At 69.2% G+C, this 19,755-nt stretch carries 19 protein-coding genes and 1 pseudogene; 7 read left to right on the top strand and 13 right to left on the bottom strand.

Features of this window, described 5'->3' with window-relative positions; translation table 11 throughout:
- The first annotated feature begins 29 nt into the window (after positions 1-29).
- Both GR130_RS08340 and GR130_RS08345 read left to right on the top strand, forming a co-directional pair.
- A complete protein-coding gene (locus GR130_RS08340) occupies positions 30-542 on the top strand; it encodes a DinB family protein (protein ID WP_159504110.1) in 513 nt (170 codons plus the stop codon).
- A gap of 82 nt (positions 543-624) precedes the next feature.
- Positions 625-948: pseudogene (locus GR130_RS08345) on the top strand (helix-turn-helix domain-containing protein); the annotation flags it as partial.
- A gap of 174 nt (positions 949-1,122) precedes the next feature.
- Here GR130_RS08345 and GR130_RS08350 read toward each other — a convergent pair.
- Entirely contained in the window at positions 1,123-2,337 is a 1,215-nt protein-coding gene (locus GR130_RS08350) for an MFS transporter (protein ID WP_236572942.1), read from the bottom strand.
- Between the two features lie 47 nt (positions 2,338-2,384).
- On the opposite strand from GR130_RS08350, the gene pdxR reads away from it, so the two are divergent.
- Positions 2,385-3,785 (top strand): MocR-like pyridoxine biosynthesis transcription factor PdxR, encoded by a 1,401-nt coding sequence (pdxR, locus tag GR130_RS08355; protein WP_159504111.1) that lies wholly within the window; start codon positions 2,385-2,387, stop codon positions 3,783-3,785.
- A gap of 263 nt (positions 3,786-4,048) precedes the next feature.
- Here pdxR and GR130_RS41305 read toward each other — a convergent pair whose 3' ends face one another.
- Entirely contained in the window at positions 4,049-4,180 is a 132-nt protein-coding gene (locus GR130_RS41305; protein ID WP_268977867.1) for a hypothetical protein, read from the bottom strand.
- Positions 4,181-4,618: 438 nt separating this feature from the next.
- On the opposite strand from GR130_RS41305, the gene GR130_RS08360 reads away from it, so the two are divergent.
- Together GR130_RS08360 and GR130_RS08365 are read left to right on the top strand one after the other, a co-directional pair.
- On the top strand, positions 4,619-4,930 hold the full coding sequence (locus GR130_RS08360) for an NIPSNAP family protein (protein WP_159504112.1): 312 nt from the start codon (positions 4,619-4,621) through the stop codon (positions 4,928-4,930).
- Between the two features lie 267 nt (positions 4,931-5,197).
- The gene (locus GR130_RS08365; protein WP_236572943.1) at positions 5,198-5,770 is read left to right on the top strand and encodes a transposase; all 573 of its coding nucleotides are present in this window, start codon (positions 5,198-5,200) and stop codon (positions 5,768-5,770) included.
- 446 nt (positions 5,771-6,216) lie between these two features.
- On the opposite strand, the gene GR130_RS08370 is transcribed toward GR130_RS08365, so the two are convergent.
- The 10 genes from GR130_RS08370 to GR130_RS08415 all read right to left on the bottom strand — a co-directional run bounded on the left by GR130_RS08370 (position 6,217) and on the right by GR130_RS08415 (position 15,841).
- Positions 6,217-6,990: a hypothetical protein gene (locus tag GR130_RS08370; RefSeq protein ID WP_159504113.1), complete on the bottom strand. Its 774-nt coding sequence runs from the start codon at positions 6,988-6,990 to the stop codon at positions 6,217-6,219.
- A 220-nt stretch (positions 6,991-7,210) separates the two neighbouring features.
- On the bottom strand, positions 7,211-7,912 hold the full coding sequence (locus GR130_RS08375) for a hypothetical protein (RefSeq protein ID WP_236572944.1): 702 nt from the start codon (positions 7,910-7,912) through the stop codon (positions 7,211-7,213).
- A 28-nt stretch (positions 7,913-7,940) separates the two neighbouring features.
- Positions 7,941-8,492 carry a hypothetical protein gene (locus GR130_RS08380; RefSeq protein WP_236572945.1) on the bottom strand — a complete coding sequence of 184 codons (552 nt, stop codon included), beginning with the start codon at positions 8,490-8,492 and terminating at the stop codon, positions 7,941-7,943.
- A 33-nt stretch (positions 8,493-8,525) separates the two neighbouring features.
- The gene (locus GR130_RS08385; protein WP_159504114.1) at positions 8,526-10,031 is read right to left on the bottom strand and encodes an ATP-binding protein; all 1,506 of its coding nucleotides are present in this window, start codon (positions 10,029-10,031) and stop codon (positions 8,526-8,528) included.
- Between the two features lie 26 nt (positions 10,032-10,057).
- Entirely contained in the window at positions 10,058-10,510 is a 453-nt protein-coding gene (locus tag GR130_RS08390; protein ID WP_159504115.1) for a DUF6238 family protein, read from the bottom strand.
- Positions 10,511-10,545: 35 nt separating this feature from the next.
- Positions 10,546-12,018, bottom strand: coding sequence for an SCO6880 family protein (locus GR130_RS08395; protein ID WP_159504116.1), 1,473 nt, complete (start codon positions 12,016-12,018; stop codon positions 10,546-10,548).
- A 156-nt stretch (positions 12,019-12,174) separates the two neighbouring features.
- The gene (locus GR130_RS08400; protein ID WP_159504117.1) at positions 12,175-13,584 is read right to left on the bottom strand and encodes an SCO6881 family protein; all 1,410 of its coding nucleotides are present in this window, start codon (positions 13,582-13,584) and stop codon (positions 12,175-12,177) included.
- Positions 13,585-13,611: 27 nt separating this feature from the next.
- Positions 13,612-14,301, bottom strand: a complete 690-nt coding sequence (locus tag GR130_RS08405) for a hypothetical protein (RefSeq protein WP_201304834.1) — start codon at positions 14,299-14,301, stop codon at positions 13,612-13,614.
- Positions 14,301-14,609, bottom strand: a complete 309-nt coding sequence (locus tag GR130_RS08410; protein ID WP_159504118.1) for a DUF6112 family protein — start codon at positions 14,607-14,609, stop codon at positions 14,301-14,303. Before GR130_RS08410 ends, GR130_RS08405 begins: the two co-directional genes overlap by 1 nt.
- An 86-nt stretch (positions 14,610-14,695) precedes the next feature.
- On the bottom strand, positions 14,696-15,841 hold the full coding sequence (locus GR130_RS08415) for a C40 family peptidase (protein ID WP_159504119.1): 1,146 nt from the start codon (positions 15,839-15,841) through the stop codon (positions 14,696-14,698).
- A 579-nt stretch (positions 15,842-16,420) separates the two neighbouring features.
- On the opposite strand from GR130_RS08415, the gene GR130_RS08420 reads away from it, so the two are divergent.
- Entirely contained in the window at positions 16,421-17,167 is a 747-nt protein-coding gene (locus GR130_RS08420; RefSeq protein ID WP_159504120.1) for a DNA-methyltransferase, read from the top strand.
- Between the two features lie 96 nt (positions 17,168-17,263).
- Here GR130_RS08420 and GR130_RS08425 read toward each other — a convergent pair whose 3' ends face one another.
- The gene (locus GR130_RS08425; protein ID WP_201304835.1) at positions 17,264-18,202 is read right to left on the bottom strand and encodes a DUF5655 domain-containing protein; all 939 of its coding nucleotides are present in this window, start codon (positions 18,200-18,202) and stop codon (positions 17,264-17,266) included.
- Positions 18,203-18,690: 488 nt separating this feature from the next.
- Between GR130_RS08425 and GR130_RS08430 the strand changes: the two genes are divergently transcribed.
- Entirely contained in the window at positions 18,691-19,602 is a 912-nt protein-coding gene (locus tag GR130_RS08430; RefSeq protein WP_159504121.1) for a glycerophosphodiester phosphodiesterase family protein, read from the top strand.
- The last annotated feature ends 153 nt before the right edge of the window (positions 19,603-19,755 follow it).

Genomic DNA, 19,755 nt, shown 5'->3' on the forward strand with positions numbered 1-19,755 from the left:
GGCTTCGACCGCTGGCGGATAATCGACCGATGAGCGCCATCGAACGCCCTTTGCCGCCTCTGAACGCCGACGAGCGCACTACGCTCGAAAGTTGGCTTGACTTTCACCGCGCCACCCTCGCCATGAAGTGCGAGGGCCTGGACGATGAGCAGGCCGCCGTCGCGTCCGTGCCACCGTCCGGCTTCACCTTGACCGGCCTCGTCCAGCACATGGCGGAGGTGGAGCGGAACTGGTTTCGCCGAGTGTTCGCCGGAGAACAGGCCCTGCCGATCTACGACCCGCAGGCTGACCCGTCTGCCCCCGACGGCGGCTTCGAACTGGCCGAGGGCGCCACCCTGCATGACGCCCTCGACACCTGGCACGCGGAGATCGCCCGCGCCCGCGAGCTCTGCGCCGACCGCGCTCTGACCGACACCGGGCGCTTCATGGAGCAGGACGTCAACCTCCGCTGGATCTACGTGCACATGATTGAGGAGTACGCCCGCCACAATGGTCACGCCGACCTGCTCCGGGAGCGCATCGACGGCACCACTGGTGTATGACGCACAGGTAGCGTTCGCCCTCTTGTGAGGTGACGCGCCGCCAGGTTCCGTGCCGGGCGGCGCGTCGTGTCAGGGTGCTCGGGTGGCGGAACGAGTACGCGTCCGCAAGATAGATGGTGACGAGGGCAGGTGCCTGCTGCGGATCATCCGCCGGGGCACCGGGTCGGTGGTGACCTGGCGGCGGGCCCAGATGGTGCTGCTGTCCGCGCAGGGCACGCCCGTGGCGAAGATCGCCGAGGCGACGTCCACCAGCGCCGGCCGAGTCCGGGATGTGATCCACAACTTCAACGCCGACGGCTTCGACTCGCTCTACCCCAAGTACAAAGGCGGCCGGCCAAAGACCTTCACCCTCCCGGAACGCCGGGAGATCAAGAAGATCGCCAAGTCCAAGCCGGCCGAGCACGGCTCAAGGCCGGGTAGTTAGCGCTTTCTGCGCCCTGGCAGGGCCAGGACCGGGTGTGCTTTCACAAGTGGATCGCGCCCGAGGCGTGATGCGAGCCCGACACCGCTGACCGGGCAGCGCACTTGGTGCCTCCAATACAAGCTTTGCAGACAATCGGTGCCGGCACTGTGATCGTTCCTACGATGCACTGTCGGCTCCAAGGGCCGGTCGGTCGCGCCATGCGGGGGCGACGGCGGTGAGCATCAGTGCGGCGGTCAGAACAAAGGCGAGGGGGTAGTCGGTGCGGCCGGCGAGTGCCCCGAAGCCGAGGGCTCCGATGCCCATGCCCGCGTCGTAGGCGAAGTTCCACATGGCGCTGACGGTGTTGTAGCCGGCTGTGGGGACTCGTGCGTACATCAGCGTCAGGGTGGAGTTCTGGGTGAGGCCGAAGCCGATGCCGAAGAGCACCGTGCCGACGACGACCGCCACGGCATTGTCCGTGAACGACGTGATGAGCATTCCGGCGGCTGACGTGAGCAGGCCGGGCAGAACGAGCCGGGCGGGCCCGTGACGGTCGCCGTGCCGGCCTGCGACGCAGCGGGCGATGGTCGACGCTGCGGGCTGGACGAACAGGGCCACGGCGACGATTCCGCCCCGTGCCGACGGAACGGCGAGGGGGAGAAAGGTGACGATGATCCCGGCTGCCAGCGCGGTGGTCGCGAAGACGACAGCAGGTCGCGTGAGAGCTCCGGTACGGAAACCAGCCACGACGCCTACCGACCGTCCCGACGTCAACTCCCGGTCGGGCAGGCCCGGCACGGCAGCGATCGCGGCCAAAGCGACGACACCGGCGGCGACGGAGACCGGTCCGTACCCCGCATGCCCGGCAAGCCACACCCCCAGCGGCAAAGCCACCAGGCTCGGCACCCCCGACACGACGCCGACCACCGCCAGCGCCTCACCACGGCGCGCCGGATGGATCAGCGATGCCGTCAACCCTCCGCCCGCGACGACGGTGATTGCGAAGCCGACCCCACGCACAAGGCAGACCACCACGATCCATGCCATGCCCTGGAAGGCGGTCAGAGCCAGTGCGGGTGCGCCGAGCAGGATCAGTCCGGCCGTCAGCGCCAGGCGGTAGCCGTAGCGGGCAACCAGCCGGGGTGCCGCCAGCTCGCCGCAGACCGTGGCCAGCATCAGCGCTCCCGTGGCCAGCCCTGCCGCCATCCCGCCCCCGCCGGACGCCGTGGCGTAGAGCGGGACGACCGACAACAGCAGATAGAAGCTCCCCGAGGCACCGATGATGCTCACGAAACGCAGCATCAACGGCCGCGTCACCAGCGGCGGCCGCGCATCGGGCGCACCGGTGGAGGCGCCGGGCACGGGGGTGTGAGGGTTCATCGGCGTGGTCATGCCGTGGACGTTAAGACGTGAGCGGACCGCCGGTAAGCTCCAATTCCATGCCGCTGCAATGGTCCGGTCTGTCGCCGGAGTTGTTGATGGTCATCGACCGTGACAGCGGCGAGCCACTGCGCTCGCAACTGGAACACCAGGTAAGGGACGCCATCCGCAGCGGGCGCCTGCAGGTTGGCGAACGGCTCCCGTCCTCCCGCGAACTCGCCCGCAGCCTGGGGCTGTCGCGGGGCCTGGTCCAGGACTGCTACGCCCAACTGCAGGCCGAGGGGTATCTGGTGACACGCGTCGGCTCCGCCACCCGCGTCGCCGCCGGTGTGTGCACGCCTGCGCAGCCCGCGTCGCCGCCCGCTGAACATCCGCGGCTGATAGCCGACTTCCGGTGGGGTGTCCCGGACCTGACCAGCTTCCCGATCAGCGACTGGCTGTGGGCGACGCGTGAATCGGCACGTGCCATGCCGACGACGGATCTCGACTACGGAGACCCACGCGGCAACGCGCAACTGCGCGACGTCGTCGCCGGATACCTCAGGCGCGTGCGCGCGGCTGCGGCCGATCCGGAACGGATGGTGATCTGCTCCGGCTATGCGCAGGGACTCGGCCTGGCCCTGCGTACCCTGGCGCAGATCGGCATGCGCGCGGTGGCTTTTGAGGACCCCGGATCACCGGCCACGACCTCCTCGGCCGCGGCCACCGCAGGGCTTTCGGCGATCCCCGTGCCGGTCGACGAACACGGCATCGACGTCCAGGCCCTCGCCGCGACCGACGCCCGCGCGGTCATCGTCACCCCCGCGCACCAGTGGCCCACCGGCGTCGCCCTCTCACCCGAGCGCAGACTCGCCCTGATCGCATGGGCCGAACGCCGCGACGCGGTCATCATCGAGGACGAATACGACGCCGAGTTCCGCTACGACCGAGAACCCATCGGCACACTGCAAGGACTCGCCGCGGACCGCGTGATCTCCATCGGCACCGTCAGCAAATCCCTCGCCCCGGCGCTGCGCATCGGCTGGATGCTCTGCCCGCCCTCCCTCGCCGACCAGATCACTCAGAACAAGTACCGCGCCGACCGCGGCTCACCCGCACTCGACCAACTCGCCCTCGCCACAATGATCGAATCCGGCCGCTACGACCGACACCTGCGACGGATGCGCACCCTCTACGCGGCTCGACGCGACACCTTGGTGACGGCATTCGCCCAACACGCACCTGACATCAAGGTCACCGGCCTCGCCGCCGGCTTCCACGCCATCGCGCACCTCCACAAATCGGCCGACGAGCAAACCGTCATCGCCGCCGCCCGGGCACGCTCGGTCGGCCTGTATGGCATGAACGCCTGCCGCTCGACACACACCGCGACCCCACCCCAACTCGTCCTCGGCTTCGGCAACCTCACCGAGCCCGCCATCACCACAGGCATCACCGAGGTATCCGACCTCCTCACATGAGGTCTGCGGGTCTACGCCGTAGCAACTCCGGCCACGGCCGCACCACTGTCCGGACCGTTCCCCGCGCCGAGATCCGGACATCGCTGACATGCCCGTTCGTCGCCCATGGACGATCCACGCTGATGCCGGACCGGACACGTCCCAAGCCAGAGCCGGTCAGGCCGGGGCCGTCCGGGAGATGGCCTGTTCGAGAAGCCGGTGCAAGACCTGGGGTGCCGGCTCTCGACCGGGGTCCACAGGGCGCGTGCTTCGTCGCCGTCGAGTTAGATGAAGCAGACCAGCAGCAGCGTGTGCTGCCGGCGCTGGAGGAGCAGTTCGCCACGCAGTCCAAGGGTGGAGCCGACGGAGAGGAGTGCGATGTCGGGGGTGCTGTGCCGCACCTGCCAGCCGAGCACGAATCCGTCGGTCCGGGTTGGGCCGAGTTGCAGACCCAGCGCCGTCCATCCCCTGCGTGGGGGCCTGCCGCAGGTCGGCAGGCGTCTTCCAGGACCGCTCGCGCCCATTGAGTGTTGTTCAACCTGAATTCGCTGGTCATGGGGCTGGCGTGGGCTGGGGCTGAGGGCTCGTGCAGGTCGAGGGCGTGATCGGTAGCAGGTGATCACCCAGCGCGTTGCCGGTTTGCCGGAATCACGATGCCTGTCCGGTAACCCCCAAGGCGAGGAATTCGTCCGGGAAGTCAAGGCCGCACTCACTGCCGCACCATACGACAGGGTGGGAAGAAGATTGTTGTGCGATCCCCGGCCCTGCTCCGGAAGGTTTCGCCCGCGCTGTACTGTCGGCCAAGGCATATAGGTCGCCTTCGAGTTCGAACAGGCATGCAGCATAATGTGGGCGTGATCACCATTCATCTGAAGTATGAGATTGACGCCGACAAGCTTGAGGATTTTGAGGAATACGGCCGCCGCTGGGTCGGGCTCGTCAACCGGTTCGGCGGTACGCACCACGGCTACTTCCTGCCGAGTGAGGGCGACAGTGACATTGCCTACGCTCTCTTCTCCTTTCCCAGTCTCGCCGCGTACGAGCAGTACCGCACGGACAGCATGACCGACCCGGAGTGCCAGGATGCCTTCGAACTGGCTCGTAACACCCGCTGCATCAAGCGGTATGAACGCCGCATCCTGCGGCCGCTCGACGTGAAGTCCTAGGCCAGGGCTGGGCTTGAACGGCTGCCCCGAAGGCCAGGACATGGCCGTGAAATTCTTCGACCGGGTTGCGAACTTGCTCGTTTCTCCACTGCCCTCGGCATGAGCTGAGGGGACACGGCTGTACGACGGGGGGCGTGTAGACGGGCGCTGCCGGGCCGTGACGTGAGGAAGACCGTACGGGTTTGGTGAGTTGTGAAACTGACCTGAGCCCGTGCGGTCTGTGTCCATCCTGCTCTGTCCGGCGTTTCCCTCGCACACTTCGGCGAGTTGCTCACGGAACTCGCTCATCCGTGGGAAGTCGCACGTGAGTCCGCGCTCCGTGAAGAGCGTGGCAGGCCACGCCAGCGAGCGGCCGGGGCGGAACGCAAGCCCAAGCTGGTCTTCGTCGATCGGCTGCTGGTCACCCTGGTCCATCTGCGCCACCAGCTGCCACACGCGGTCCTCGCCGAACTCTTCGCTGTGGACCGTTCCACCGTCTCCGAGGCCATCCGGCAGGTCCGTCCGCTCCTCGCGTCCCGCGGGTTCGCCATACCCGACCGGCCAGGACTGCGGCTGCGCACCCTGGCCGACGTCTTCGCCTATGTCGAGGAGGGCGTCGACCTGCGGATGGACGGGGCCAAGACCCAGGTCCGCCGCCCTCAGGCAGGGCGCCCGGGTCGCCGGGCGTTCGTCTCCGGCAAGCGCAGGCAGAACATCATCAAGACCACCACCATCAGCGACGGCCAGGGCCGCACGCTGCTGTCCGACGGAGTGCGGCCGGGACGCACGCACGATCAGAGTGCCTTACGCACCGAGGGTATCGCCGAGCAGTTCCGGACCCGTCCCACGGTCAAGGCTTGAGTCGACTCCGGGTACCAGGGGCTGGCCAAGGAGTTCTCCGATCAGGTCAGCGCACCCCCCGAAGAAGCCCGCGGACCAGGCGTGTGACGGCGACAGGTACGCCTGGCGGGAGGCCAGGCGCCGCCAGTCCTCCGCCCGGATCTGCGTCGAGCACACCAACGCCGAGCGCCGACAGCGGGCGCCCCTACGCAGGTTCACCAGACGGCGCGACACCTACGCCGAAACCCACCTCGCGATCGCCGGTCTCGTCTCCGACCGATCCGCCCAGCGCGCCACCCGCCGACACACCAGCACCGAACTCGTCCTTGTGCGCGACACCGCCTGCTGATCGCCCACCAGCCAAATCGCCAGGCCAGCACGCCCAGTTCTCAATTTCCCCTAAGGTCGTTAGTCGGGTGCCCGGGTCACGTTGCCGTAACCCGGTTACCCGACTTACGGAAGTTGGGTCAGCGGTTGCGGGGGAACGCGATGCGCGGGTCCACAGGGCGGGTCGCCGGGGCGGAGGCGGCGGGCGCGGGAACCGGCGCCTTACCGGGCAGGCCGGCGCGGGCAGGACTGGCGGCGAGCGCGGCAATGCTGATGGGGATCTTGTGGGTGGTGAAGCCCTGCCTGCGCTCGTGGCGCGCTGCCGTTGCGGGCATGGGTGGGCGGCGCGCGGCTACGTCCTGGGCGAGGGAGGGCTGCACGGCCACCTGAAGGTCGGCCCGGTGCATCGACAGCGTGGCGTTGGCGACCTTCCCGAGCGTGGCGCTGCGGTCGGTGGTGGTGGGCAGCGTGTAGATGTCCAGGCTCGGGTTATGCCGCCAGCCGTGCTCCTCCAGGATGAGTTGGCCGCCGAGAGCGGAGGAACCGTCGGCGGTGGCGGCGACTACGCCGAGCTGCGGATGCTCGGCGAACGCGACGTCCGGCTCTATGCGCGGGGGCCGGTCGCGTGCGGGCGCTGGTCCGGAGGCCAGCGAGGGGTCGAACGCGGAGTCCACATCCACTCGGTAGCCGGTCTTGCGCAGTAGCTCGACGGCTCGGGTGGCGCGGACCTGCCCGTCACGTTGCTGGTCGGCCAGTGCGTACAGCGTCGGGTGGCCGGGGATGGGGTGGAAGTCGAATCCCTTCAACATCCATGTGCTGGCGGCCAGTTGTTTGGGGTTGGCGGCGACGATGCCGAAGTTGGGGTGGCGGCCGACTGCGATGTCGGGAAGGGGCTCGTGCTCGGGGGTGGTCATGGCGGATCCATCCGGTGTGGGCATGGGGAGAGGGGCGGTCGAAGGCGGGGATGGTTCTGCTGGTGCGGGACATGGAGGGCTCCAAGTGGGCAGCGGTCAGCGACCGGGTGCTGACGAGGGTCGGGCGGGAGGCAGGGCGGGGGCTGGTAGGGGTAGTTGCGTTCGTTGAGGATCCGGCGATCGGGCGGTTTGGCATCGCCGGAAGTCGGCGCTGGAGGCGTCAGCGCGAGCGGCGTGTGGCCGGGGAGTCCGACGCTGCCGGGGCGGGTGGTGGAGCGGGCGAGGCACCGTGCTGGGCGGGGCCGGATCGGGCCAGGGCTGCCTGGACACGCTCGGTGGGCGCAGGCTGGTCGATGCCGATCCGGTCGGTCAGGTGATCGGCAGCCTTGGCCAGCGCCCGTCCGCTGTAGCTGAGTTCGTCGGCGTAGCGCCAGCCTTCGGAGTTGCGTATCTCTCGAGCCCGTTCCAGGTAGGTCTCGCGCGTGTCACCGGATTCGCAACCGGTGATCAGTGCGGAGACCTGATCCCATTCGTGGCGGTGAGCAGACGCCCGTGCGAGCACAGAATCGATGCCCCGCAGCTGCTGAAGGTCGTTGCTGATCGGGCTGTCGAGGTAGTCAGCCGCGGTTGCGGCGGCCCGGACGCCTGCGAGGACCTCGGGGCCGTGTGCGAGGAAGGTTTCGACGTGTTCCCAGGCGGCGGCGTCCCTGGCTACCTTGCCGTCGGCGTATCCCGGTTCGTCGACGGGCCAGCCGTCCTCGTTGCGGCACGAGTCCGAGACTGCGTCCCACTGGTGCGATGCCTGAGTGATGCCGTCGGCTGCGGAGGTCAGGGCCTGGACGCGTACCCTCCATGCCGCCCGGTCGCTGGCATCTTGCGGCGGGCCATCAGGGGTGGTGGGGGAGTCGGGGGAGGTGGGCATGGTCTTTCCTCGTTTCTGTACGGGTTCCTCACCGCGAGCGCGGCAGCGGGCGTGCGGTGGACGGCGGGGCGGGAGTAGGAGTGCCGATCTGCTCGCCCGGGGCACTGCCCCAGGCGGACGCCACTGGGGAGGGGCGGGCCGCCGCCGCTGCTGCTCGGTGCGATCGGGTGCGGATTTCGTGGTTGACGTTTTCCCCGACGAGGTGGAGTTCGTCGCCGAGGTCGGTCAGCCGGGTGGTGAGTGTGTCCAGTGCGGACGCGCTGCTTCGGGCGTCGTGGGTGTGGCACCACTGGGAGGCGGTTTCGAGTATCTGGTGCAGGCGGGCCACCGTGCCGAAGTCTTCTGTGACGGCTTCGTGGAACAGGTCGGTGAACTCTTCGGGCCGGGCGGTGGCGAGGCGGTCGTTCCAGTCAGTGGCCGATGCGTCGCCGTGACGGCGGACGGTCGAGCTCGTCGTCAGGTGGCGCTGTGGTGGGGCCGCGTTCTCGGGCAGCTGGGCAGGATTCGTTGCGAGGCTGGCGGGGACGTGGCTGCTGCCCTCGTGCACCCAGTAGGCTGGATTCGGTACGGGCCAGGACACGGTTCAACTCCCTTGCATAATAGGCAGGTTGGGTCAGGCAGACATGCGGGCATCGGTGTCGAACAGCTCGCGTTCGGCCGGGTGCAGGAGGTGCTGGGTGATGAAGCTCCGACCTGCGACTTTCCACAGGCCCCGGCCCTTGGTCAGGGCGGACACGGCCTGGGTTTCGACACTGGTCAGGCCGAGCAGCGATGCGGCGGCGGCGAGTTGGTCGGGTTCCTGGCGGTAGATGATGCGGGTGGAGCAGTCGGCGAGGAGGCCCTCGGCCAGCACCCGTCCTCGCGAGCCGGCGTCGCCCGCGCTCAGCAGATCGCTGAGGCGGTGGATGACCATCAAGTTCGCGATGCCGAGACCTCGGCTGAGCTTCCACTGGCTCTGCATGCGCTCCAGCAGACCGACGTGCCTCATCACGCGCCACGCTTCGTCGTAGATCACCCAGCGTCGGCCGCCGTCGGGGTCGGCGAGCGCAGACTCCATCCAGGCGCTCGCGCAGGTCATCGCGAGGACGAGCGCGGTGTCGTCGCCGGAGCCGCCGAGGCGGGAGAGGTCGATGGACAGCATCGGGGTGGTCGGGTCGAAGGCCACGGTCGAGGGTGCGTCGAACATGCCGCTCAAGTCGCCGTGGACCAGACGGCGCAGGGCATGGGCGAGGTCTTGTGCGGCGGGCCCCATGTGCCCGGCCTGGTCGCCGAGGGCGGCGTCGAGGCGTTCGGGCGAGCCGAGGGTGTGCGCGATCTCGCCGAGCAGAGGCACGGTGCCGCCGGCCTCGGCTTCGGCGACGACCAGGTCCAGCGCGAGATCCAGGGCTGTGTGCTCCATCGGCAGGAGATCGCGCTTGAGCACGGTGCGAGCGAGGCCGGCCAGGAGCAGGAGACGGCGCTTGCGGACCTCGGTCGACCAGTCGTCCTCGCTCACCGAGGCGGGCCGGGCCGGAGCATCCAACGGGTTCAACCGTCCCGGGAGCCCCGGTCCCAGCGCGATGCTGTAGCCGCCCAGGGCCTGCGCGACGGCCGTCCACTCGCCCTTGGGGTCGCACGGCACGTAGACCCGGTAGCCGTGGGCAATCGCCCGGGTGGCGATGGACTTGGCCAGCGCTGACTTGCCCATGCCGATGATCCCGGCCAGGACCGCGTTGGGGTTGGTGAAGCCTTCGATCCGGCCGCTGCTGTACAGCGAGAAAGGGTCGTAGCAGAACGCCGCCTCCGCGTGCACGTCCCTTCCGATGAAGATCCCTTCGGCGCCCAGGCCGCCCTCCGCGAGGAAGGGATAGGCGCCGCTGACGGTGGCGGTGGTCATCCGGTGGGCGGGCAGACTGAGCTTGCCGCCCCGAGCGGAGGAGGCGCCAGGGCGTCCGGACGGCGGGTACGTCGGCCGCAATTCCGGGTCGAAGTTCGCCTCGGCGCGGTGCTTCGGCGGGGCGCCGGCGAGGCGGGCTTGGCGGCGGGCCTCGGCGAAACCGGCACGGGCGGCTCGCTGTTCGGCGCGTGATGTCTTGCGGGGGACAAACAGGTGGGAGGCGCTGGCGCGGGTGCGGGGCATGAACGTTTCTCCAGACGGAAGACAGATCAGTGGCGGACGAGGCCGGTGAACGGCGCGTGCAGGTCGGCCGGGGTGGTGCGGCGGCGCACTAGGTGCGCGGTTCGCTGGTGGCGCTGGCAGATGGTCAGCTCTGGCGCCCCTTCGGGCAGGCTGGCCTGGCACGTCTCGCGTCCAGGAACCTCGCCGGAGTCCGGCCGGGGCGCCGCGTGGTACGCGGTGTGGACGTGATCGGCGGCCTGCCAGATACGAGTGCGGGCGGCGCGAAGCTCGTCGCCCTCGGTCGGGACAAGCTGTCCGGTGCGGGCGGCATGAGCATCGAGCAGCCCGTGCAGCGCGACGAGATGGGCGTGCAGGGCGTCCAGCTCGGCGCGGGTGGTGACAAGAGGGCCGCCTGGAATGTTGAGCGCGCGGTGGAAGTCGAGCGCGGCGGTGGCGAAGGGCACGAAGTCCTGCGCGGTCGGGCTTGCGGTGCGGGACATGAGGGTGCTCTTTCGGAAGGGAAGGAAGGCCGGCGTCAGGCGGAGAGGGCGAGCGGCATGGCGGCGGCGGTGAACGCCTCTGCCTGCTGCCAGGTCAGCGGCCGGAGGTCGATCTGGGCACCGACGGCCGCGGTCTCCACGACCGCGCAGGCGGAACGCAGCTCCTCCTCGGAGTCGGCCGAGACAGTCAGCAGGCCGGTCAGGGCGACATCCGCGTGGCCCGCGATGAGCTGGCGCTCTCGGGACTTGATGTCCTGGTACTCGATCGAGTCCGCCTCGGAGTCGACCTGGCCGCGCCGGGCTCGCTCGGCGGCGTCGGCGATCACGCTGGCCTTCTTGCGCTGGACATCGCGCAGTGCGGCGTCCAGTCCCTTCGGCTCGTACGACAGCGACAGCGTGCGCCGCACCCCGGCGGTGAACAGGAGCTGGTGCAAGAAGCCCGCCGAGGTCTCGGTGCGGGGCCAGTTCTCTACCCAGTACGTGGAGTGGACGGCCGAGTCGGTCGCGATGTGGTCCGACTTCTCGACGACCACGACGGGACCGGCAGCGGCGGGCTCGGCCGCGGGGCGCCCAGCGGTGGACCAACGGTCCAGCGCTGCAAGGGCCTTGGGGTCGTATGCCGTTCGCACGACGGCCGCGATCTCGTGGGCGGTGAGCCAGCCGGTGGGGTTGAGCCCGGCGGTGCGCGCGGCCTGATCGAAGGTGGAGGTCAGCTGTGCCAGGACGCTGAAGGACCCGGTCAGGCCGCCTCCGGCCTGGTTGATCAGCCGCCGCGCGGCCTTGGCGTCCAGCGAGACCGCGACGTACGCCTCGTGCGGAGCCGCAGCCGGTCCCGCGCTCTGGATCAGTTCGTTGTAGATCGCGCCAGCGACGGGGGCGTTGGGCTGGCCGTGCTCCTCCCAGTACCGGCGAAGGGCGTCGCCGGAGTCCGGGACGGTGCGCTCGATCACCTGGATCCGGGCGACCTGACCGGTGCGGGCCAGCGCGGCGAGCGCACGCCCCCAGCCGTTGACGTTGGCGTTCTGGGTGCCCGGGTCGAGCAACGCGTAGGCGCGGGAAGACACCTTGACGACGGCGGTCAGCGTGCCGGTGTGGGGGTTGTGGACGGCACCGTACCGGCGGTCGGGGGCGGTGACCACGCGCAGGCTGGCTGCGGTACCGGGCAGGTGGAGGAGTCCCTCGCGGACCGGGCGGCGGGAGGGCCGGGTGAGCCAGATCAACTGGCCCCGCATCCGGCGCAGGACGTACCGGGTGACGATCGGAGCCCAGTCGGCCAGGGCCCGGCCGCGGTAGCGAACGAAGACGAGCAGGGCGATGGCGGCCCACAGCGGGATGAGTTCGAGTGCGCCGACCACGCCGCGGGTGAGGATCACGGCGAGCAGGAGAAGGCCGGTGAGGCTCGCAACGATCAGTTGCGGAGCGGTCAGGCCGAGCAGGATGCCGCGCCTGCTGCGGTGCGGGAACTTCACGGTGGCGGTGGTGGCTTCGACCTGGGGGTTGTCAGACATGGTGGTTCCAGACAGTGGGAGCGGGAGGGGCGGGGCGGAAGGCGCGGCGCTCTTCTGGAGGTCATGGCAGGACTCCGTTTCGGGTGATCGGGTGCGCGGAGGAGGAGGGGCGGGCTGCGGACTGCCGGGATGCAGCCCGCCCCCTGTTGTGGTGGGTCAGAACCCGGACGGCGGCCGGTTGGGGTAGATCCAGCTCGTCGGAGTCGGGGAGCCGGTCGCCGACGGGCCGGTGGAGGGCGGCGGTGGTGCGGAGGGACCGGCAGGCGGCGCGGTACCCACGCGGGTCATGCTGCTGCCCGGAGCCAAAACACCAGCGGGCTGGACAGCGGAGCCGCCGCCGGCACCCGGAGTGTGCCCTTCGGATCCTCCCGTTCCGGCCTCGCCGGGCCGGGTGATCAGAGCTGGAATGCCGGGGCGCTGGATCAGGGCTCGGCCCTTGTCGCCGGAGGCGTTCGGGTCCTCGCCGTACCGGAAGCTGGTCTGCGGCTTGGGCGGTCCGGCGTCGATGCCCTCCTTGCTCAGGTTGCCACCGGTGGGGTTGATGCCGGAGGCGACACCGTCGCTGCCCGTGCCGGGCACCTTGTTCGGCCCCTGCGGAGCAGGAGTGCCGGTGCTGGCCTGCATCGCGAGGCTGGCCGCGGTCTTCGCGGCCCCGGCGGCGACCGCCATGCCGGCGACACCGGTGCGGTGCAGGTCGTCGTGTCCGCCGCCGTCGGTCGCCCAGTGGACGAACTTATAGGTGGCGTACGGGCACAGGAGGACCAGGACCATCACGACAATGCCGGCCATCGCGTCGGACAGGGCGGCCATGCCGTTGTGGGACTCCGGCTTGCCCATCGCCGAGACGCCGATCAGGAAGACCACGGTCATCAGTAGTTTGCTGACGACCAGCGTGGCGGTGGCCTCGATCCAGCCGCGCCGCCACCGCTTGGCGACCTCCCAGCCGCCGCCGGATCCGGCGAAGACGGCAAGGGCGACCAGGATCAGGACGCCGACCTTGCGGGCGACCATGACGCACCAGTACATGAACGCGCCGATCGCGCAGCCGAGGGCGACCAGGGATGGGACGCCCCAGCCGAGGCCGTACATCGCGCCGAGTTCGTCGACCTTGATGACGCGGCGGATCGCGTCGTCGACCGAGCTGTTGGCTGCTTTGAAGAGGCCGTTGGACAGGGCGTCGACCACGGTGATGGCGACGGAGGCGAAGGCGACGGCGCAGAAGGAGAAGAGGACGCCGGTCATGGTGCCGATCGCGGCTTGGGCGAGGGCGCGTTCGTCCCGTCGCCAGGCCGCGAACATCAATTGGATGCAGAACGTACCGACGGTCAGGGCGAGCCCGATGGGTAGCAACAGCTCGTAGTTGTCCCGGAACCACCCGGCGTTGAGATCGATGGCGGTGGTCGAGTTGACGGCCTTGGCGGCGAGGTCGGCCGCGCTGGCGGCCAGCTCACCCGCTGATTTCGCGATCCAGGCCCCGATGCCGTCGGTGACGGCCCCGGCGGGGTTGGTGGCGAAGTTGACGGCGTCGCAGACGGTGCCCATCAGCGGCAGGTCGCAGACTCCCATGGCGGCACCTCCTTTCGTGGGTAGGGGTCAGGGCGCGACGGCCGGTAGGACACCGGCCAGGGCGCAGGGTTGGGAGGGACGGCACTGGACCGCGAGGGTGGTGACGCGGTTCTCGGCGCCTCCCGCGGGTGAGCCGGTCCACGCGATCGACTGCTTGCCGGAGACCGTGACGGCGTAGACGTACGCCTGCGTGATCGTCCCGGGATCTTCCTGAAGGGCCCGGTTAAACGAGTCGGGGAAGTGGCCCTCGTTCACAGTGCCGGTGGCGAACTGGCCGCCTGCGGCCATCTCCTTCCACAGCACGGGCGAGGGGACGACCGCGTCGACCGAAGCGGTGTCGGCGTACTTCGTCTCGCGGGTCAGCCACCCGTGCAGGGCTGCCAGCAGTTCAGGCTGGGAGTAGGCCCGGGTGTCGTAGTACCACAGCGCCGCTGCTGCCGCCTTCCCGAAGGCGATCGGGTCGTGGGTAGTCGGGGGAACGGGAAGGGCGTTGTGGTGCCCGCTCGGTGGTGGCGAGCTGGAGGGCGAAGCGGTCGGGGAGGAGGGGGAGGCCGAACTCGATTGCGATGCAGGGGCCTTGGAGGAGTTCCTGCTGTCGCGGGTGAGGTAGGCCGCCAGGCCGGCGAGGGCGACAAGCACCACCAGAACAGCGGTGCCGAGCAGCGCCCGGCGGCGCACGCGAGATGCGCCACCGGGGTTCGAGGAGCGGGGAGCCATCAGTGGACCTGACTCCCCAGCGTGCTGAAGAACGCGACCACACCGTTCGCGGCCCCCAGCAGAAGGGCCGCACCAGCACTGACCAGCACGCCCTTCTTACCGTTGGCCTCGGCCTGGTGGCCGCCGGAGTGGTGGCCCCAGGCCCACACACCCGCGCTGACGGCGAGCGCGCCGACCACGGCGATGATCCCGAAGAGGTTGACGGACCCCATCACGTGCTTGAGGACTGAGAGGCCGGGCAGGCCGCCTTCGTTCGGCTTGATCCCGGGGTCGTAGGCGAGCTGGACGACCTTGTCGGCGAGAAACATTGCAAACTCCAGTTTGATTCAGTGCGCGCCAAAGCCCGAGAGGGCGAAGCAGCGGTGCGAGAAAAAGGGGGAGGGGGAAGCGCCGGTCAGACGACTCGGCGGGCCGCGAGAATCCGCGATTTCCAGGACGCGAGGGTCGCGATGCGGACCACGTCGCCCGTGTGTGGGGCGTTGATGATGAGCCCTTGGTCGATGAACATGCCGACGTGCTCGGGCACTTCGGCCGTCCCTTCGGTGAAGACGAGGTCACCCGGCTGGAGAGCGTCGACCGATACCGGCTTGCCTTCCTTGACCTGCGTATACGTCGTCCGCGTGAGGGTGACCCCGGCGGCCTTGTACGACTGCTGCATCAGTGAGGAGCAGTCGCAGCGGCCCATAGGGTCGGACCCGTGGGAACCGGTGCAGTTCCCGCCCCACTGATACGGGGTGTCGAGCTGGCCGAGCGCCCAGCGGATCGCCGTCTGGACCTTCGGCGAAGCGTCTGCCGGGATCTTGTATCCGGTCGGCACCGCGCCGGGCGGGATGGTTCCGAAGTCGGTTCCGTCCCCGCCACTCGTGCAGCCACCCGCGGTACTCGGCGGAGGACTGCCCGTGCTCCCCGAGCCGGACGGCGAAGGGCTCGGCGACGCGCCGCCGGCCTTCGACAGCAACGGCTCGATCGCCTTCTGCAAGGCGGTGGCCAGGGGCTCCCACTTCGCGTAAGCCTCGGGGAAACCAGACCCCTGCACCGCCTGGGCGGCTTGGGTGAGGGACAGGGACTGCCAGCCCGATACCTTCTCCAGCGCCTCGTAGAACTTCGTCGAGGCGTGCACCGGGTCGAGGATCTCGTTCGCGGTTCCCCATCCCTGCGACGGCCGCTGCTGGAACAAGCCCAGCGAGTCACGATCGCCGTAGGTCAGGTTCCGCAAGCCGCTCTCCTGCAGGGCGGTCGCCAGAGCCACGATCTGCCCCCGGGCCGGGATGTGCATCGCGACACCGGTGGCCTGGATGGCCTTGGCGTTCGGCACCTGCTCGGCCGGGACGTCCAGGCCCGGCACGGAGACCGTCCCCTTGCCACCGCCGTCCAGGATCGCCTTCACCTGAGCGGCAACCGCCGGAGTATCCACAGCCTGCGTACCGCCGGTCGAGCAGGAGGCCGAAGCACTCCCGGCCCCGATGGCGAGGATCGGAACAGCCAGCAGCAGCGGACCGCAGGCGAAGAGGCCGACGACGCCTCCGGTGGTCTTCTTCATCGCCGCCGCCGTTCACCAAGGCGGGCAGCCCGGCCGGGCAACGGGTTTGGGTCAGGGCGCGGGCGTATCAAGGCGTGCTGCATCGCAGCGGCTCCTCATGGTTCGTAGGAGGCGCGGTGCCGACTTCTCGTGCAAAGCCGTCGGCACCGCGCCGATGTGAATCCGCCGCTCAGGGCGGGCCCGGGTCAGGGGAGTTGGTCGCTCCCGGACGCCGGTCTCAGGTCATGCGCGGCAGCCAGCCGCGCTCGTAATCTCAGGCGATGCACCGGGTCTCCTCACGGCTTCGAGAACGAGGGGTCAACGTGCCCGCCGAGCCACGCTTTTGGACGAGGCAACACGGATCAACACAGGTCAACGGGGGTGGAGCTGGGCTCCGCCTCGGTGACACGGCGAGACAGTAGACCGGAATTCCGGCCGCACCAAACGACCCCCGAACCCAAGCCCGGAGCACGGCACAGGCTCGTTAGGTCCGGCCGGAAATCGCGGCTAACCTCCGGCACAACCCAACTCCGAACGGCCGCTGTTGAGCGCCGTCCGGAGCGGGCCCAGTCCCGCCGCGCCCTGAAAGAGGCCCCACACATGAGCTACACCCTGCACCGAGGCGACGCCCTCACCGTGCTGAAGACCCTCCCGGACGAGAGCGTCAACGCCGTCATCACCGATCCCCCGTACAACTCCGGCGGACGCACCAGCTCGGACCGCACCGCTCGCACCGCCCGCGCCAAGTACGTCACCAGCGGGTCCGCGCACGACCTGCAGAACTTCCCCGGAGAGAACCGCGACCAGCGCTCGTACCGGAGTTGGCTGACCGCCCTGCTCACCGAGGCGTACCGGGCCGCGACCGAGCACTCCGTCGCCATGGTCTTCTCAGACTGGCGCCAAGAGCCGACCACCAGCGACGCCCTGCAGATGGCAGGGTGGACCTGGAGTGGCACGATCCCCTGGATCAAGCCCGCCAGCCGACCCCGCAAGGGCGGATTCAAGCAGTCGGCCGAGTTCATCATCTGGGGCGTCAAGGGCAGCCTCGACAAAGACCGGGACCTCTACCTGCCCGGCCACTTCATCGCCTCCCAGCCACGCAAGGACCGCGTCCACATCACCCAGAAACCGGTCGAGATCATGCAGCAACTCGTGCGAATCTGCCCCGAAGGCGGCACCGTGCTCGACCCCTTCACCGGCAGCGGCTCCACAGGCGTCGCAGCTCTTCGCGAGGGGCGGCAATTCGTCGGAGCCGAGCTGTCCTCGCACTACGCCGACGTCGCCGAGCGAAGGCTCCGAGCGGAGTTGACCCAGCACGACTTCGTCCTGGCAGGACCGGAAGCGTGAGCATGAGACCGACCAGGCCAGGGCCGACAGACCGCAGACGCAAAAGGGCGGCTGGAGCATCGAGAAACCGATGAACCAGCCGCCCTTCCTCTTGCGTCAGGCCGCCTCGAACGCCCTCCGAATCAGCGGTCCCGCTTTCTCCAAGTCGGCAGCCGAGGCGATCCGCACCTCCAGGTCCCCCGTCCCGAGGTGACCGATGCCACGCATGTCGCGGGAGAAGCCCTCCTCCAGCTCGACCGTGTCCGGATCGACCCTGAGATAGAGCAGGATCACCTCGTGCTTCGGACGGAAGATCACCGAGGCGAGGTTCACCATCCGCCGGTAGGCGATGTAGTGCAGCAGCGGTGCCACCTCCACCTCGCCCCACGCGGTGAGGGCCTCGTCCAGCTCGCCGTACAGGTCCTGCAGACAAGCCGGAGCCGCGCCCGGCGTCACCCGGATCGGCGGCTTCCCGTCCACACCGCCGGCACCGGCGGCCACCTCCCGCTCCCGACGCTGCCACCGAGCCGGAACGGGACTCGGAGACCCGGGTGCGGACTCGACCAGCAGCAGGCTCAGCAGCCCGCCGTCAAAGACGCGGTAGCGCACCAGGTCGATCCGCTCGCGCAGCCGCTGCACCGCGACCCGGTCGTGGTGGGAGAAGCCGGCCGCGATACAGACCATCCGAGGGTTGCGCCAGTCGATCGACTCGGCGGCCTCGGTGCCCAGCTTCTCCCTGACCAGTGCCTCGAACTCGTGATGTGCCGAGTCCAGCCACGACAGGTAGGAGACGGCCTGCGACAGGACCCCGCTGTCGGAGCCCTTCTTGTACTCGATCAGCGCAGGCGTGCCGTTTTCGTCCAGACCGAGCGAGTCGATCCGGCCTCGGTGCCAAGGCCCCGTCGGGTACTCCGACGCCAGGAAACGGATGCCGAGCATCGACTCCATCCCCGCCTCGATCCGACGCTGAAGCTCCACCTCCAGCGCCACCGTTGAGCCCCGCAGCTCGACGTCCCGGCCCTCGGCATTCAGCCGGAACAGCATCAGGTCGGTCACCCGCGCCCCCCTCCCGCGTCACTACAAGGAATGCAATCGCAAGCGGCGAGGAGGTATTCCAGACCGGAGGGAGTCGCACTGCTTGCGGAGCTCCATTGTGGGCGGTCACCGTGAATTCCCCGGTCGTGGACAGGAGTACACCGTTGCTTGGACAGTTGGCCTCCCCATCGGCGGTCACCATGTGACACAGAGTGTCGAGGCGGGGTGGCTGTTTGGGAGCTGACTCGTCGCTGCCCGGCTTGTCGGAAGCGCATGGGGAGATTGATGAAGTCCGTGGGCAAAGCGAGGTGATTGCGGCCAGAAAGCGGCCCTGCCGGAGGCTGCCCAGTGGTACAAGGAGTGTGGCGGAACGGCAGGTTCGGGAGGGCAGCGGCGTGATGTCAGTGACGCGAAGGTGGGCGGCTGGCCTGGCTGCGGCAATTGCTGTCACAGCCACTGCCGCGACGGCTGCCGCGGTGCCTGACCACGTAGGGGTATCTACTGCGCCTGTGCGATGGACCGCAGCGGCCACGGACGCAGGGCGGCAGTCCGCGGGCGGTGACCGCCGTCCGCTGGTAATCGCCCACCGGGCCGGCACCGCGGACTTCCCGGAGAACACCGTGCGGGCCATCGACGGTGCGCTGGCGCACAAGGTGGACATGATCTGGCTCAGCGTGCAGGTCAGCCGGGACGGTGTCCCCGTCCTTTACCGGCCCGCCGACCTATCCGCGCTCACCGACGGCACGGGCAAGGTCGCCGATCACGACGCCGCGGAGCTGACGCGGCTGAACGCCGGCTACCAGTTCAAGGGCACCTCCGGCGGCTACCCGTACCGGACGCACCCCACACCGCTGCCGACGCTGGAGGAGGCGCTGCGGCGCATCCCGCAGCACATGGGCGTGCTGCTGGACATGAAGTCGGCTGACGGCCAGGCCCTCGTGCCCGCCATCGCCAAGACCCTCGACGCCATGGAGGGCCGGGGACGCAGGGAGTGGCAGCGCGTGCGGTTCTACTCCACCGAGAAGCCCAACCTCGACGCCATGGCGGCCTATTCGCAGGCCCGACTGTTTGAGGACCGCGACACCACCCGCACGCGCCTGGTCACCTCACGCCTGACCGGCAATTGCCTCAACGCACCCCGCAGCGGAACGTGGGCCGCGTTCGAGCTGCGCCGTGACGTGACGGTGACCGAGAAGTTCACCCTCGGCGAGGGGCGCAGCCCGATCAAGCAGGCTCTGATGTGGGACCGGGCCGCAGCAGCCTGCTTTCACACCCACTCCTCCGTCAGGACCGTTCTGATCGGCATTGACTCCAAGGACGACTACACCACCGCGAGGAAGCTGGATGCCTATGCCGTCCTGGCCGACTCCCCCGAGCGGATGATGAAGATCAAGGACGAGGCGGCAAGGACATCTCGCTGAGGAACCGGAACGTGCCCTCGCCCGCCCGAGGACGTTCATCAACCGGTTTGGTGCCGACGGCCTGCAGCAGTCCACGCCTCAACGTGGCCACACTGCGGAGAACTACCGTCTGTGACGGCTGAGGTGGGGAGCCGACAAGTCCATGAACGGGGG

The organism is Streptomyces sp. GS7, assembly GCF_009834125.1.
GTDB lineage: Bacteria > Actinomycetota > Actinomycetes > Streptomycetales > Streptomycetaceae > Streptomyces.